This is a genomic window from Streptomyces sp. CB01201 (genome assembly GCF_002803085.1).
GTDB lineage: Bacteria > Actinomycetota > Actinomycetes > Streptomycetales > Streptomycetaceae > Streptomyces > Streptomyces hundungensis.
The window spans coordinates 149,689-164,158 of sequence record NZ_NNBJ01000010.1 but is presented as its reverse complement, the minus strand read 5'-3'; the positions used below and the strand labels follow the sequence as shown (position 1 = coordinate 164,158).

Below are 14,470 nucleotides of genomic sequence, written 5' to 3'. Positions count from 1 at the left end.
ATCCGACCGGTTCCCGCACCCCTCGGTCCCCGGAGGCCCGCCTTGACCACCAGCGCGACGACGCCGTTCTCCACGCTGATCCGCACCGCCTCGCACGAGCAGCACACGGAGGCCGAGACCTCGACGTTCATGGGGGACCTGCTCGGCGGCCGGCTCGGCGTCGACGCCTACGCCCGCTACACCGAGCAGCTCTGGTTCGTGTACCGGGCCCTGGAGGAGGGTGCCGCGGCACTCGCCGCCGACCCGGTCGCCGGGCCGTTCATCCAGCCGGAGCTGATGCGCACGGCCGAGCTGGAGCGGGACCTCGCGCATCTGCGCGGCGCCGACTGGCGGCGCACCGCCTCCCCGCTGCCCTCGACGGCCGCGTACGCGGAGCGCGTCGCACAGTGCGCCCGGACGTGGCCCGCGGGCTATGTGGCCCACCACTACACGCGCTACCTCGGCGACCTGTCGGGCGGCCAGATCATCCGCGACAAGGCGGAACGCACGTGGGGCTTCGCCCGCAAGGGCGACGGGGTCCGGTTCTACGTCTTCGACGGGATCGGCAACCCGGCGGCGTTCAAGCGGAGTTATCGCGAGCGGCTGGACGGACTGGGCGTCGACGACCTGGAGAAGCAGCGGATCGTCGACGAGTGCAAGCGGGCCTTCGCCCTGAACACGGCCGTGTTCAGAGAGCTGGGCTCGGAGTTCCCGCTCAGCGCGTAGCGCTCCGCGGGTGGGCCGGTTCGGGTGCGAGGACGAGCGCCCTTCAGGTGCGAACGGGGTCTGGGGCCAGAGCCCCAGGGCCCTCAACCCGTTTTCGGCTGCGGACCGTGCGTGGTGGCTCGCGCAGTTCCTCGCGCCCCCGTAGGTGTACCGGAGTGGCGCGCTGGTACGGCCGGGTCCAGGAGTACTCGGCCGCCCAGTTCGATCTCGCCGTCCGGGCCGGGGGCGGTGAGGAGTTGGGAGCCGGCTCCCTGGGTGATGTTCAGGGCCCGGCCCAGGCTCTGGGTGAGGAGGAGGGCGGCGGCGCCCGTCGCCTCGTCCTCCTCGATGCCGTCGCCGCGGCCGGGGAACGCCCGCGCACGGACCCGGCCGGCCGCTTCGTCCTGCCAGGCCCAGGCGTACACCCACTCCCCCGGCTCCGGCACCGCGAGCGCGTCGACCTCGGCGGCCGAGGCGTACTGGCGCAGGGTGCGCGGCGGCACCCACTCGGAGCGGGTCGTGATCCAGGTGAACTCGCCGTCCTGGCGGGCCAGTACGTCGCCCACCGGCAGTTCCAGAACCTCCAGGTCGAGCAGCCAGGCCGTACCGACCAGGGGGTGCCCGGCGAACGGAAGACGCACCCCCGGGGTGTAGATGTCGACGGTGCCGCGTTCGGGATCGTCCACGAACACGGTCTCGCTGAAGCCGAGTTGACGCGCCAGCTCCTGCCGGGCCGCCTCGCCCGGCACGTCCGCCCCCTCGCGCACCACTCCGAGCGCGTTGCCGTGACCGCCGTCGGGCCCGCAGAAGACCCTGAGCACGTCGATCAGTACGTCCTGCTCACTCACGTACGCATTCACGTACGCATTGAAGCAGCAGACAGGGCCGCACCCCCGAATCGGGGTGCGGCCCTCGGGCGTACGGGGTCAGGCCTTGCGGCGCCGGGCGGCGTACAGCATCGCTCCGCCCGCGGCGGCGGCCAGGCCCGCCGCGCCGAGCAGCGCGCCGGCCGGGACACCGGCGCCGGTGGCGGCCAGGGCCCCGGTGCCGCCCACGGACGACCCGACCGTGCCGGACGGGGTGGTGTCGGACACCGGGACCGCGCCGGAGCCGGAGCCGGAGCCCTGGGGCAGCGGGACGCCGTCCCGCACCGTGAAGGCGAGGTCGAGCGGGTCGATCGCGTCGCCGGCCCGGTACATCGAGCCCGTGGTGTCGTTGGCGAAGGCGGCGGCGCCCTCGGCCGTGAAGGCGGCCGGTACGGCGGCGAGGCGGACCACACCGCTCTTGTCGGTGTAGTCGGCGCGGGAGAGGTCGAGCGTCGCGAAGGCGATGTCGTCCTTCGTGCCCTTGGGGGTGGTGACGTCGAGCACCAGCGTGCCCCTGCTGCCGTCGGCCTTGACCTTCAGATCGCTGAACGTCATGTCCAACTGGTGTGCCGGATAACTGAAGTTGATGCTCCCCTTGAAGGCCGCGTCGAGCGTACGGGCCTGGGCGTCGAGGTCCGCCCTGCCGAGGGAGAAGTCGAAGAGGTCGCCGTTCTTCTTCGCCCCGCCGGCCGCCCCGGTGCCGCCGCCGCTGTTGACGTAGCGGCGGAAGGACTCCTTCAGACCCCAGGTGAGCCGGCCGTCGGAGACCTTGCTCTGCCCGGCCGGCCCGGGGGTGGGCGCGGTCGGCGGCACGGGCTTGTCCGACGGCTTGGGCTTGTCCGAGGGCTTCGGTGGGTTCGACGGCTTCGGTGGGTTCGACGGCTTCGGGGAGTCCGACGGCTTCGGCTTCTGGGAGGGCCCGGGCTTGTCCGGGGCGGCCGCGGGGGTGACCGTCAGGGTCGCCGGGTCGAGCGGGTCGCCCTCCTTGTACTGGCCGTTGAAGGCCGCCGCTCCGGCCTTGGTGAGAGCGGCCGGTATGTCCTTGAACACCATCGCGCCGCCCGCGCCGGAACCCGGCCGGACCTTCGACAGGTCGAGGTCGGCGAGCGCCACGTCGTTCTTGAGCAGGTCCTTGCCCGACTGGTCCTTGGTGGTGATGTCGGCGGTGATCGTTCCCTTGGTGCCGGTGGTGGCGACCTTCAGATCGGACAGCTTGATGTCCAGGACACCGCCGTGCGCCTCGAAGCGGACGCTGCCCTTGAAGGCGTTGTTCGTGCCGTGCGTCGCCGTGTCGTACGTGCCCGTGCCGCCGGTGAAGGTGAACACGCCGTTGGCGGCCGCCTGCTTCGCGCCGTCCGCGACCGTGATGCGGCCGGCCGCCGCGATGTACTTGCGGAAGCTTTCACGAAAGCCCCAGTCGAGGGTGCCGTCCTTCAACTCCAGCTTGGGCGGGGCGCCTTCGGGACCGGGTGCCGCGAAGGCCGGTACGGCCGCGCCCAGCGAGGCGGCGGTGGCGACGGCCGCCGCGAGCGCCGACCGCCGGCGGCGGCGGCGTGGAACGGAGGAAGAGGGAGTTGCGGGCATCGGCCGGGTCTCCTTGGTGGATCTACGAGGGACGGGGAGGGAGGTTCGGTCAGGCTTCGGTGGGGGGTTCGTCCGCGGGGGGTTCGGGGGTCGCCGGCGCCGTCCGCCGCCTGCGGGCCAGGGCGAACGCCGCGAACGCGCCACCCGCCACGGCGACGAGCGCCGCACCGAAGGCCGCGCAGCCGAGCGCACCCGGGCCCGAGCCGGACGCGGCCCCGGCCGCCGGCTCCGCACCGAGCGGGGACGCGCCGGGCGAAGGCGCCGCCGACGGCGTGGCGCTCGCACCGGTGCCGAGGTCGGGCAGGGCGGGCAGCCGCGCTTGAGGGTCGACGGCGACGGCGAGGGACACCGGGTCCATGCCGGTGCCCGCCGGATACCGCCCGCCGAACAGTTCGGCGCCTTCGGCGGTCAGCTTCGCGGGCGCCTCGGCGACGCTCACCAGGCCTTTGTTCAGGGCGAGTTGCGCCGGGAAGGTGACGACCGGACGGCCGCCCGCCGAGAGGGTGCCGGTTCCGTCGGCCACCGTCACCGCGACCCGGTCGAGGGTGAGGTCGAGCTCCCTGCCGGTGAAGCGGACGGCTCCGGTGAAAGTCGCGTCCAAGGTGGCGGCGCGCTCGTCGTACGTGCCCTTGCCGCCGGGGAAGCGGAACAGCGCCCCGCCGTCCCGCGCTCCGGCCGACACCGTCCACCTGCCCTGCGCGACGGGCCCGCCGACGTACTCGCGGAAGGTGCGGCGCACCCCCCAGTCGACGGCCGCGTCGGCGAAGCCGGCGGACCGGCTCGCCGGGAGCGATGGAGTTGAACGGGGTTCGGCGGAAGCGGAGTCGGCGGCCTTCGGCGCTTCCATGTCCACCGACAGGCTCAGCGGGTCGAGCACGGTGCCCGCCGCGTAGTACCCGGCGAAGGCCTCGGCACCCTGGGAGGTCAGCGTCGCCGGGACGTTCTGGAGGGCGACGGGGGTGGAACCGCCCTTCAGATCGATCCCGGCGAGCGCCAGCGAGGCGAGCGGAACCTGGGACTTGGTCGTGACCTGCCCGCTGCCCTTCGCCTTGCTGGTCACATCGGCGCAGAGGGTTCCCCTGCCGTTCTCGATCCGCACGGAGGGGCGCGCCACGACGAGGTCGAGTTCATGGGTGCCGTCCGGTTTCGGATGGCCCGTGAAGTGGACGCCACCGGAGAAGGCGGCCCGGAAGCCGCCGCCTTCCGGGTCGTAGGAGCCGGTCGCCGAGTGGAAGCGGAACCGGCCGCCGTCGATGGTGGCGGCACCGCCCGTCAGGCTCCAACTGCCGTGCGCCACCGGTCCGGTGACATAGCTCTGGAAGGACGACTTGATCCCCCAGTCGAGCCGCCCGCCCCGCACCGCCCGCTCCCCCGAGTCCGCCGCACGGGCGGATGCCGCCGGAAGCAGCGCCCCCAGGACCGCCCCCAGGAGCACCGCGAGCAGCGCGAGGACGGGTGTCCGGGCGGGTCTGGACGACGACATGGAGATCCCTCCGGTAAGGGGGCGGCGCGGCGCTCGGCCCGGGCAGGCCGGGCGGGCAGGGGCAGCCCGGAGACGGGCCGTACGGCAGGCCGCAGATGCGGTCTGGCGACTTAGGTAAGGCTAACCTAAGCTATCTCGTGGCGATGCCGGAAGTCCCTCGCAGCGCCGACCACTACCGAGCGAAGGACGGTGCACCCGGTGCGCAGACCAGGACTTCTCGCGGGTGCGCTGCTCTCCGCGCTCGCCCTCGCCCTCACGGGCTGCGGCACCGACAGCGGCACGGGTACGGGTACGGGCACGGTCGGATCCTCCGGGGCGGCGCCCGCCGCGGACCAGGTCGAACCGCTCTCCCCAACTCCCGTCCCCCGCATGCCTGTCACCGTGCGGTCGGCGGACGGCCGACAGGTCGCGGTGCGCTCCGGCGACCGGATCGTGCCGCTCACCGGTTCCCTCAGCGAGATCGTCTTCACGCTCGGGCTCGGCCGCCAAGTGGTGGCCCGGGACATCACGGCCACCTTCGAACAGGCCGCGAAGCTGCCGGTGGTGACGCGGGCCCACGACGTCTCGGCCGAGAGCGTCCTCTCCTTGAAGCCGACGCTCGTGCTCGCCGACACCTCGACCGGGCCGGCCGAGGCCGTCGACCAGATCCGCGCCGCCGGAATCCCGCTGGTCGTGGTCGAGCCCGCCAAGAGCCTCGCCGACGTGGACCGCAGGATCGACGCGGTGGCCGCCGCCCTGGGCGTCCCGGACGCCGGAGCCGCCCTCAAGTCCCGTACCGAGCAGCGGATTTCGGCGGCCAGGCACGCCGTCCCGAAGGGCGCCGGAAAGCCCCGGGTCGCGTTCCTCTATCTGCGCGGGCCGGCATCCGTCTATCTGCTCGGCGGGGCCGGCTCCGGCGCCTCCGCCCTCATCGAGGCGGCGGGCGGCGTGGACGCGGGCAAGCAGTCGGGCCTGTCGAAGGACTTCACCGCCATCACCAGCGAGGCCCTCGCCAAGGCCGCCCCGGACGCCATCCTGGTGATGAGCAAGGGACTCGCATCCGTGGGCGGCATCGACGGGCTCCTGAAGGTGCCGGGCGTCGCCGAGACCCCGGCGGGCCTGGACCGCAGGGTGGTGTCCATCGACGACGGCGTGCTGCTCAACTACGGACCGCGCACCGACCGGGTCCTGGGGTCCCTCGTGGACCAGCTGTACGCGGAGCCGACGAAGTGACCGCGACGGCCGAGGCCCCCGGCACGACGGCCCCGCCCGAGCCCGCCGAGCCGAACCGGAGACGCTCGACTCCCCTTCTCCTTACGGCCGTTCTGCTCGCCGCGCTCGCCCTGCTCGCCCTCCTGTCCGCAGGGCTCGGGGCGTACCACATCCCGCTCGACGACGTGCTCGGCTCGGTGCGCCACCGCGCGGGGCTCGGCGGCCACGGGCTCGACCGGGTCGGCGAGAGCGTGCTGTGGAACGTACGGCTCCCCCGGGTCGTACTCGCCCTGCTCGTCGGCGCGTCGCTGGGCTGCGCGGGCGCGCTCATGCAGGGCGTGTTCGGCAATCCGCTCGCCGAACCCGGCGTGATCGGGATCTCGGCGGGCGCGGCGGCCGGCGCGGTCGGCTCCATCGCGCTCGGGCTGAGCTTCTTCGGCAACTGGACCATCACGTTCTGCGCGTTCACCGCCGGCCTGGTCACGGTCCTCGCCGTGTACGCCCTGTCCCGCTCGGGCGGCCGCACCGAGGTCGTCACCCTCATCCTCACCGGCATCGCGGTGAACGCGTTCGCGGGCGCCCTGATCGGCCTGTTCATCTTCTTCGCGGACAGCGCCCAGATCTCCCAGATCACCTTCTGGCAGCTGGGCTCACTGGCCCAGGCGACCTGGCCCAAGGTGCTCGCCGTGCTGCCGTGCGCCCTGGCGGGCCTGGCCGTCGCCCCTCTGTACGCCCGCAGGCTCGACCTCCTCGCGCTCGGCGAACGGCCCGCCCGACACCTCGGCGTCGACGTCGAGCGGCTGCGCGTGGTGCTCGTGCTGGTCGTCGCGCTGCTCACCGCGGCAGCCGTGGCGGTGGCCGGGGTCATCACGTTCGTCGGCCTCCTGGTACCGCATCTGCTGCGCATGGCGGCCGGCTCGGGGCACCGCTTCCTCGTCCCCGGCAGCGCGCTCGGCGGCGCGGTCGTCCTGATGGCGGGCGATCTCGCGGCCCGTACCGTGGCCGCCCCCGCCGAACTGCCCCTGGGCGTCCTGACCGCCCTGTTCGGCAGCCCCTTCTTCTTCTGGCTCCTGCGCAGGACCCGGCGCACACAAGGAGGTTGGGCATGAACGCCCTGAAGTCCCTGTTCTCCGCACGCGGCCCGCGCGAGCTCCCCGTGCCGCCCGGGCCGGGTCATCCGGCCCTGGATGCCCGTGCGTTGTCGGTGTGGCTCGGCGGCCGTGCCGTTCTCGACGGCGTCGGGCTCCGGGTACGTACCGGCGAGGTCGTGGCGCTCGTCGGCCCCAACGGGGCGGGCAAGTCGACGCTGCTCGCCGCGCTCGCGGGCGATGCGGCCGCGGTCTCGGGGACGGTATGGATCGACGGGCGGCCGCTCGCCGACTGGCCCGCGCCCGAACTCGCGCTGCGCCGGGCCGTGCTGCCGCAGCAGGCCGCGCTGTCCTTCCCCTTCCCGGTCGAGGAGGTCGTATGGATGGGCCGGGCGCCGTGGGCCGGGACCGTGCGCGAGGAGGAGGACGACACGGTGGTCGCGGAGGCGATGGCGGCCACCGGGGTGGCCGGCTTCGCCCGGCGGCCCTTCGACGCGCTGTCCGGCGGCGAACGGGCCCGCGTCGCCCTGGCCCGGGTGCTCGCCCAGCGCGCACCGGTGCTGCTGCTCGACGAGCCGACCGCCGCGCTCGACCTGCGCCACCAGGAACGGGTCCTGCGGATCTGCCGCGAGCGGGCCCGCGCCGGGGACGCCGTCGTGGTGGTGCTGCACGACCTGGGCCTCGCGGCCGCGTACGCGGACCGGATCGCCGTGCTGCACGAGGGGCGGCTCGCGGCCGAGGGGCCGCCCCGCGAGGTGCTCACCGAGGAGCTGGTCGGCCGGGTCTACCGACAGCCCGTGGACGTCCTCGCGCACCCCCGCACGGGCACCCCGGTGGTGGTCCCCCGGCGCGATCCCCGGCCCGGGCGCGACCTGCGGGCCGTGGTCCTCGACCGGGCCGTGACCGAAGGGACGTGATCCGTGACCCCGTCGTGACCGGTGAGAGCTGAATCACGCACCCGGTGGGTATCGGTCAGGTAAGCCTCGGTTAAGTTAGGTCCGCCTCAGTCGACCTGTCGACCCTGACCCAGCGTGGAGCCCGCATGCGACCCGTCCGTACCTCCGTAGTCACCGCCGCCGCGGCCGTCGCGGCCCTGGCCGCCGTCACGGGCTGCGCCAACAAGAGCGATGCCAAGGCCGGCGGCGCCGACGGTTCGGTCCAGGTGACGGCCACCGACGACTCCTGCAAGCTGTCGAAGACCGACTTCCCGGCCGGACACGTCAAGTTCGACATCGAGAACAAGGGCTCCAAGGTCACCGAGGTCTATCTGCTCTTCCCGGACGACCGCATCGTCGCCGAGCGCGAGAACATAGGCCCCGGCCTCAAGCAGCAGCTCACCGCCGAGGTCAAGGCCGGCTCGTACGAGGTCGCCTGCAAGCCCGGCATGAAGGGCGACGGCATCCGCCAGAAGGTCACCGTCACCGGTGGCAGCGCCGCCAAGCGCAACCCGCAGCTGGACACGGCCGTGGCCGAGTACCGCAAGTACGCCCAGGAGCAGGCCGACGAGACGCTGCCCAAGGTGAAGGTCTTCACCGACGCGGTGCGGGCCGGCGACCTGGAGGCGGCCAAGAAGGCGTTCGCCCCCTCGCGCCTGGGCTGGGAGCGCACCGAGCCGGTCGCGGAGTCCTTCGGTGACATCGACCCGAAGACCGACACCCGCGAGGACGGCCTGGAGAAGGGCCAGAAGTGGACCGGCTGGCACCGCCTGGAGAAGTCCCTCTGGGCCGACGGCAAGATCGGTGACGACGAGAAGAACCTCGCCACCGAGCTGGACAAGGACCTGACCGACTGGCAGAAGCGGGTCGGCACCGCCGAGATCACCCCGACCTCGATGGCCAACGGCGCCAAGGAACTCCTCGACGAGGTCGCCACCGGGAAGATCACCGGCGAGGAGGACCGCTACAGCCACACCGACCTGTCCGACTTCAAGGGCAACGTCGAGGGCGCGCAGAAGGCGTACGAGCTGCTCAAGCCGGTCGCCTCGAAGAACGACGCGGCGCTCACCACCGAGCTGGACAAGCAGTTCGCCGCCCTGAACACGCTGCTCGACAAGTACCGCACGGACAAGACCTCCTACGACTTCACCTCGTACGACAAGGTCGGCGAGGGTGACCGCAAGCAGCTCTCCGACACCGTGAACGCGCTCGCCGAGCCGCTGTCGAAGCTCGCCGCCGCCGTCGCGAAGTAACACCAGGAGCAGGAGGAGATCCGCCATGAGTGACCAGACGCCCGAGGCCACCGGCGCCGGCAGGTCCCCCTCCCGCCGGGCGCTGCTCGGCTGGGGCGGGGCGGGCCTCGCGCTCGGCGCCGCCGCGGCCGGCGGCACGGTCGCCGTCGTCAAGAGCGGTGGCGGTGACGCGGTGCCGGCCGCGGACGCGGGCGCCGCGGTGCCCTTCCACGGCGAGCACCAGGCCGGCATAGCCACGGCGGTCCAGGACCGCCTCCACTTCGCCTCGTTCGACGTGACGACGAAGGACCGCGCCGAACTCGTCCAGCTCCTCAAGGACTGGACGGTGGCCGCCGCCGCGATGACCGAGGGCAAGACGGTCGGCGAGGGCGCCTACGGCGGGCTCGCCGAGGCGCCGCCGGACGACACCGGCGAGGCGCTCGGCCTCAAGCCCTGCCGGCTGACCCTGACCTTCGGCGTCGGCCCCTCGCTCTTCGCCAAGGACCGCTTCGGCCTGGACGGCAAGCGCCCCGAGGCGCTGGTCGACATCGAGCAGTTCCCCGGCGACAACCTCGAACCGGCGCGCAGCGGCGGCGACTTGTGCGTCCAGGCCTGCGCGGACGACCCGCAGGTCGCGGTGCACGCGATCCGCAACCTGGCCCGCATCGGCATGGGCAAGGTCGCCATCCGCTGGTCGCAGCTCGGCTTCGGCAAGACGTCCTCGACGACGCCGGACGCGCAGACCCCGCGCAACATGATGGGCTTCAAGGACGGCACCCGGAACGTCTCGGGCACCGACACCAAGGCGCTCGACGAGCATGTGTGGGTCGGCGCCAAGGACGGCTCCGACTGGATGACCGGCGGCTCCTACCTGGTGGCCCGCCGCATCCGCATGCACATCGAGACCTGGGACCGCACCTCGCTCCAGGAGCAGGAGGACGTCTTCGGCCGCGACAAGGGCGAGGGCGCCCCGGTCGGCAAGGCCAAGGAGCGCGACGAGCCGTTCCTGAAGGCGATGAAGCCGACCGCGCACGTCCGCCTCGCGCACCCCGACTCCAACGACGGGGCCCGGATCCTGCGCCGCGGCTACTCCTTCACGGACGGCACGGACGGCCTCGGCCGCCTGGACGCGGGCCTGTTCTTCCTGGCGTACCAGCGTGACGTACGCAAGGGCTTCCTGCCCGTCCAGCGGGCCCTGGCCCGCCATGACGCGCTCAACGAATACATCCAGCACGTGGGTTCGGCGATTTTCGCGGTCCCGCCGGGCGTCCGCGACAAGGACGACTGGTGGGGCCGGGGACTCTTCGGCTGAGAGGGAGACATGTTCGCCAACTATCTGATCGGCCTGCGCGAGGGTCTCGAAGCGAGCCTGGTCGTGTGCATCCTGGTCGCCTACCTGGTGAAGACCGGGCGGCGGGACGCGCTCAAGCCGGTGTGGATCGGCGTCGGGGTGGCCGTGTTCGTCGCGTTCGCGTTCGGCGCGGGCCTCGAATTCGGCTCGCAGGAGATGACCTTCAAGGCGCAGGAGGCGCTCGGCGGTTCGCTGTCGATCATTGCCGTCGGCCTGGTCACCTGGATGGTGTTCTGGATGCGGCGCACCGCGCGGCACCTGAAGACCGAACTCCAGGGCAAGCTCGACTCGGCCCTGCTGATGGGCACCGGCGCGCTGGTGGCGACCGCGTTCCTCGCGGTCGGCCGCGAGGGCCTGGAGACCGCCCTGTTCGTCTGGACGTCGGTGCACGCGGCCGGCTCCGACAACGGCACCTTCCAGCCGATGATCGGCGCCCTGCTGGGCCTCGCCACCGCGGTGTTCCTGGGCTGGCTGTTCTACCGCGGCGCACTGAAGATCAACCTGGCGAAGTTCTTCACCTGGACCGGCGGCATGCTGGTGGTCGTCGCGGCGGGCGTCCTCGCCTACGGCGTGCACGACCTCCAGGAGGCCGACTTCCTGCCGGGCATCAACTCCCTTGCCTTCGACATCAGTTCGACGATCGCGCCGGACAGCTGGTACGGCACCCTCCTCAAGGGCGTCTTCAACTTCCAGCCCGACCCGACCGTCGTCCAGGTCGTCGTCTGGGCCCTGTACCTGATCCCCACGCTCGCGTTGTTCTTCGCCCCGGTAGGGTTCCGGAAGTCCGAGGGGACGACGAGGGTCGAGGGGCAGAAGGCGGTCCATGAGCAGGGTGAGTCGGCTGACGGCGGGGCTCGCGACGGTGACCGTACTGACGGTGACCGCGAGCGGCTGCGTGACGGTGCACGGGGAGCGGGAAGTCGTACCGTCGGCGACGAAGGCTGAGGCCGCGACGGCGCTCACCGACTTCCTCGACGCCTACAACAAGGCCGACAAGGCCTACGACCCGGCCCTCGACGCGGGCCGGGTCACCGGCTCCTTCGGCGCCACGACCCAGGCGGGCTTCACCGTCCGCCACACGACGAGCCCGGGCGGCAACCCGCAGCACTCGCCGCTCGCCCTGAGCGACGCCGCGTACACGATTCCCAAGCAGTCCGGCTGGCCGCGCTGGTTCGTCGCCGACGCGGACTCCAACCGCGACCAGGACGACAAGGGCCCGAACGACACCCGCTGGCTGCTGCTCTTCCTGCGCACCGGCCCCGAACAGGTGTGGAAGCTGGCCTACTTGTCGATCCTGGGCACCAAGGACGTGCCCGCCTTCAAGACCGACAAGGACGGCTGGGCCGAGCCGGTGCGCCCGGACGACCCCTCGCTCGCGGTCGCCCCGAAGGACCTGAGCGCGGACTACGCCTCGTACCTCCAGAACGGCAAGCCACCGGTGTTCGCGCCCGGGGACCACACCAGCGCCTGGCGCGAGGCGCGCCAGAAGAACGCGGTGCGCTCGGGACGCGTCAGCCAGTTCATCGACCAGCCCCTGAACGACGGCGACTTCGCCCCCCTGGGCCTGCGCACCGCCGACGGCCGCGCCCTGGTCTTCTTCTCCGCCCGCCACTTCGAGCGCCAGACCGCCGCGAAGGGCGTCCGCCTGGACATCTCTCCCGACGAGAAGGCCCTGCTGACCGGCCGGATCAACACCTCCCTGACCCGGGAGTGGATATCCAACGAACTGGCCCTGGTGCCACCCAAGGGCCCGGTCGTGGTGACCAACCGGATCCAGGGGCTGGTGGGAACGAAGGGCGAGTAGGGACAGCCGCCTCCGCGGCGAGCCACCGGGCGTGCTGCCGGGCAAGCCGCCGGGCAGCCTCAGCCCGTCCGGCGTGCCTGGGGAATGCCGGGCACCCTCAGCCCGTCATGGGGGGTCCCCCTGGCCCTTAAGGCCCTGGGGGAGTTTGAGGACGAGCGCCGTCAAGACGCGAACGGGGTCGGGGGCGCGGCTCTGAGGAGGCAGTCCCCTCGGGGAGGCCGGGGTCCGGGGCGGAGCCCCGAGGAGGGGTGCAGGGGACGCAGTCCCCGCGGGGGTCCGGGGCGGAGCCGCGCGGAGGGGTGCAGGGGACGCAGTCCCCGCGGGGAGGCCGGATACGGGGCGGAGCCCCGAGGAGGGGTGCAGGGGACGCAGTCCCCGCGGGGGTCCGAGGGGCGCAGCCCCTCAGGGGGTCTGGGGCGCAGCCCCAGGAACAACCCTTACCCACCCCACCCCCGGAGGGTCTGGGGAAGGGGCGGGGAGGGGAGACCTACCGGCCGAGAGGCCAGGCAACCGCCGACGCCCCAGCCTCCCCCGCATACCGCGCACACGCATCGGTCAACGCCTCAAGCAACGTCAGCGGATCCGGAAGCGCAAGCTCCGGCCCCCGCACCCACCCCACCGCAAGCTCCCCCGGCAACCGCGCGGGCGGCACCAGCACATAGCTCCCCCGGCAGTGCCACCGCAGCCCCGGATGCTCGTCCATCGTCTCGGGGTGGCAGTCCAACTCGCAGGGCCACCACTCGTCCTCGTCCTCGGGCGTCCCCCGCGTCGCGGTGAAGAACAGCATCCGCCCGTGATCACCGTCGCCGGCCGCCTCGGCGACCGGCCCGACGTCGATCCCCTCGGAGAGCAGCCGGGCCAGTGCCTCGCGCCCTGCTTCGAGCGGTACGTCGAGGACGTCGTGGACCATCCCGGTCGCGGTGATGAAGTTGGCCTCCGGCTGCCCGAGCGCCCAGCGCTCGATCTGCGCGGGGTCGGTGGTCGACTGGGTCTGCCAGGCGAAGGAGACGGGGTGGCGGGCGGGCGTGGGACAGCCCATGCGCTCACAGGAACATCGGTAGCCGACGGGGTACGCGGCGGGAGCCAGGGGCAGACCGGCGGCGGCCACGGCCAGAAGCAGCGAGAGCCGGCCCTGGTCCGCACCCGGAGCGTCCTTGGGCCGCCTGCGCAGCCAGCGGGACAGTTTGCTCTCCTCGCCGCGGGAACGGCCGAACTCAGCGCCCATCTATCCCCTCACCTCACCGTCGACCCCAGGGACTCGCATCCGGGAGAACCCTGGAGAACATCGTCCCACCATCCTGCTCCCCGGGTGACCGCACCGGACATCCGGGGTGTGTGACATGACCCGCCCGTGACCATTGGCCGACGCGCACGCGGTCAGTACGGGACGATTCCGCGCGGCGCGCACCCGACACCCCGGCCGGCGCCCACGCGATCAGCGCGGGACGATTCCGCGCAGCGCATAGTCGACGAGGCTGTCCGCGTAGGCGTGCGTGAGCGGGAGCGTGCGCAGCAGCCAGCGGTGGGTGAGCGGGCCGACGAGGAGCTCCACCGCGATGCGCGGGTCGACGCCGGGCGCGAGCTGCCCCGCCTCCCGTGCCGCACCGAGGCGGTCGACGTAGAGCTGGAGCCCGGGTTCGAGCAGCCGGGTCACGAACCGGGCGCCGAGTTCGGCGTCGATGACGCCCTCGGCCGCGAGCGCGCGGTAGGGCGCCTCGAAGCCGGGGTCGGTGAGTTCGTCGACGGTGGCGCGCAGCACCTGCTTGAGGTCGGCTTCGAGGTCGCCGGTGTCGGGCAGGGCCGCCTCGCCCTCGGCAGCCCGCTCCCCCCGGTCGAGGAAGGCCTCAAGGAGGACCTCGGCCTTGGACGGCCACCAGCGGTAGATCGTCTGCTTGCCGACGCCGGCCCGCGCAGCGATGCCCTCGATGGTCGTCCTGCCGTACCCCGCCTCGCCCACGAGCGTGAGCGCGGCCTCGTAGATCGCGCGGCGCGACCGCTCGCTGCGGCGGGAGGCATCGGGTGTCTTGGCTACCGGCTTCACCCCGGCCCGGCCCGCTCCCTCGCTCACCGCCCTGCCTGCCGCGTCGCCTGCCGCCCCACCTGCCGCCTCGCTCGCTGCCTTGCCCGCTGCCTTGTTCTCTGCCATGGACCGATCCTAACCCCGCTACGAGGCGAGACGTATCGTCTATTGACAAGACGGAGCGTCTCGTTCAGACTCGAATCACGAAGCGAGACGCCCCGTCTCGCCGAGC

At 72.7% G+C, this 14,470-nt stretch carries 13 protein-coding genes; 8 read left to right on the top strand and 5 right to left on the bottom strand.

All coding sequences use genetic code 11. The features are described 5' to 3' along the window. The first annotated feature begins 42 nt into the window (after positions 1-42). Positions 43-705, top strand: coding sequence for a biliverdin-producing heme oxygenase (locus CG740_RS21385; protein ID WP_100576808.1), 663 nt, complete (start codon positions 43-45; stop codon positions 703-705). 83 nt (positions 706-788) lie between these two features. On the opposite strand, the gene CG740_RS21380 is transcribed toward CG740_RS21385, so the two are convergent. The 3 genes from CG740_RS21380 to CG740_RS21370 form a co-directional block, all read right to left on the bottom strand. After that, a complete protein-coding gene (locus CG740_RS21380; RefSeq protein WP_442802848.1) occupies positions 789-1,544 on the bottom strand; it encodes a PhzF family phenazine biosynthesis protein in 756 nt (251 codons plus the stop codon). A gap of 66 nt (positions 1,545-1,610) precedes the next feature. Next, positions 1,611-3,134 carry an HtaA domain-containing protein gene (locus tag CG740_RS21375; protein WP_100576806.1) on the bottom strand — a complete coding sequence of 508 codons (1,524 nt, stop codon included), beginning with the start codon at positions 3,132-3,134 and terminating at the stop codon, positions 1,611-1,613. Positions 3,135-3,183: 49 nt separating this feature from the next. Further along, complete coding sequence (locus tag CG740_RS21370; RefSeq protein WP_100576805.1) at positions 3,184-4,617, bottom strand: HtaA domain-containing protein; 1,434 nt, start codon at positions 4,615-4,617, stop codon at positions 3,184-3,186. A 198-nt stretch (positions 4,618-4,815) separates the two neighbouring features. On the opposite strand from CG740_RS21370, the gene CG740_RS21365 reads away from it, so the two are divergent. The 7 genes from CG740_RS21365 to CG740_RS40415 all read left to right on the top strand — a co-directional run bounded on the left by CG740_RS21365 (position 4,816) and on the right by CG740_RS40415 (position 12,218). Next, positions 4,816-5,829 (top strand): heme/hemin ABC transporter substrate-binding protein, encoded by a 1,014-nt coding sequence (locus tag CG740_RS21365; RefSeq protein ID WP_442802847.1) that lies wholly within the window; start codon positions 4,816-4,818, stop codon positions 5,827-5,829. Beyond that, on the top strand, positions 5,826-6,917 hold the full coding sequence (locus CG740_RS21360) for a FecCD family ABC transporter permease (protein ID WP_100576803.1): 1,092 nt from the start codon (positions 5,826-5,828) through the stop codon (positions 6,915-6,917). The genes CG740_RS21365 and CG740_RS21360 overlap by 4 nt, the downstream gene beginning before the upstream one ends. Beyond that, positions 6,914-7,813, top strand: coding sequence for a heme ABC transporter ATP-binding protein (locus CG740_RS21355; protein WP_100576802.1), 900 nt, complete (start codon positions 6,914-6,916; stop codon positions 7,811-7,813). The genes CG740_RS21360 and CG740_RS21355 overlap by 4 nt, the downstream gene beginning before the upstream one ends. Before the next feature lie 125 nt (positions 7,814-7,938). After that, positions 7,939-9,084 carry an iron uptake system protein EfeO gene (efeO, locus tag CG740_RS21350; RefSeq protein ID WP_100576801.1) on the top strand — a complete coding sequence of 382 codons (1,146 nt, stop codon included), beginning with the start codon at positions 7,939-7,941 and terminating at the stop codon, positions 9,082-9,084. A gap of 25 nt (positions 9,085-9,109) precedes the next feature. Beyond that, positions 9,110-10,375, top strand: coding sequence for an iron uptake transporter deferrochelatase/peroxidase subunit (gene efeB / locus CG740_RS21345; protein ID WP_100576800.1), 1,266 nt, complete (start codon positions 9,110-9,112; stop codon positions 10,373-10,375). A 9-nt stretch (positions 10,376-10,384) separates the two neighbouring features. Continuing rightward, positions 10,385-11,359, top strand: a complete 975-nt coding sequence (gene efeU, locus CG740_RS21340) for an iron uptake transporter permease EfeU (protein ID WP_100576799.1) — start codon at positions 10,385-10,387, stop codon at positions 11,357-11,359. Continuing rightward, positions 11,247-12,218 carry a hypothetical protein gene (locus CG740_RS40415; protein WP_199846535.1) on the top strand — a complete coding sequence of 324 codons (972 nt, stop codon included), beginning with the start codon at positions 11,247-11,249 and terminating at the stop codon, positions 12,216-12,218. The genes efeU and CG740_RS40415 overlap by 113 nt, the downstream gene beginning before the upstream one ends. A 487-nt stretch (positions 12,219-12,705) precedes the next feature. Here CG740_RS40415 and CG740_RS21330 read toward each other — a convergent pair whose 3' ends face one another. After that, positions 12,706-13,443, bottom strand: a complete 738-nt coding sequence (locus tag CG740_RS21330) for a bifunctional DNA primase/polymerase (protein WP_100576797.1) — start codon at positions 13,441-13,443, stop codon at positions 12,706-12,708. A gap of 210 nt (positions 13,444-13,653) precedes the next feature. Beyond that, a complete protein-coding gene (locus CG740_RS21325) occupies positions 13,654-14,364 on the bottom strand; it encodes a TetR/AcrR family transcriptional regulator (protein WP_100576796.1) in 711 nt (236 codons plus the stop codon). Positions 14,365-14,470 lie beyond the last annotated feature (106 nt).

Bases quoted from the DNA above. Each gene is read 5' to 3' on its own strand.
- CG740_RS21370 (WP_100576805.1), bottom strand. From the start codon at position 4,617: ATGTCGTCGTCCAGACCCGCCCGGACACCCGTCCTCGCGCTGCTCGCG.
- efeU (WP_100576799.1), top strand. From the start codon at position 10,385: ATGTTCGCCAACTATCTGATCGGCCTGCGCGAGGGTCTCGAAGCGAGC.
- CG740_RS21330 (WP_100576797.1), bottom strand. From the start codon at position 13,443: ATGGGCGCTGAGTTCGGCCGTTCCCGCGGCGAGGAGAGCAAACTGTCC.
- CG740_RS21355 (WP_100576802.1), top strand. From the start codon at position 6,914: ATGAACGCCCTGAAGTCCCTGTTCTCCGCACGCGGCCCGCGCGAGCTC.
- efeB (WP_100576800.1), top strand. From the start codon at position 9,110: ATGAGTGACCAGACGCCCGAGGCCACCGGCGCCGGCAGGTCCCCCTCC.
- CG740_RS21325 (WP_100576796.1), bottom strand. From the start codon at position 14,364: ATGGCAGAGAACAAGGCAGCGGGCAAGGCAGCGAGCGAGGCGGCAGGT.
- efeO (WP_100576801.1), top strand. From the start codon at position 7,939: ATGCGACCCGTCCGTACCTCCGTAGTCACCGCCGCCGCGGCCGTCGCG.
- CG740_RS21375 (WP_100576806.1), bottom strand. From the start codon at position 3,134: ATGCCCGCAACTCCCTCTTCCTCCGTTCCACGCCGCCGCCGCCGGCGG.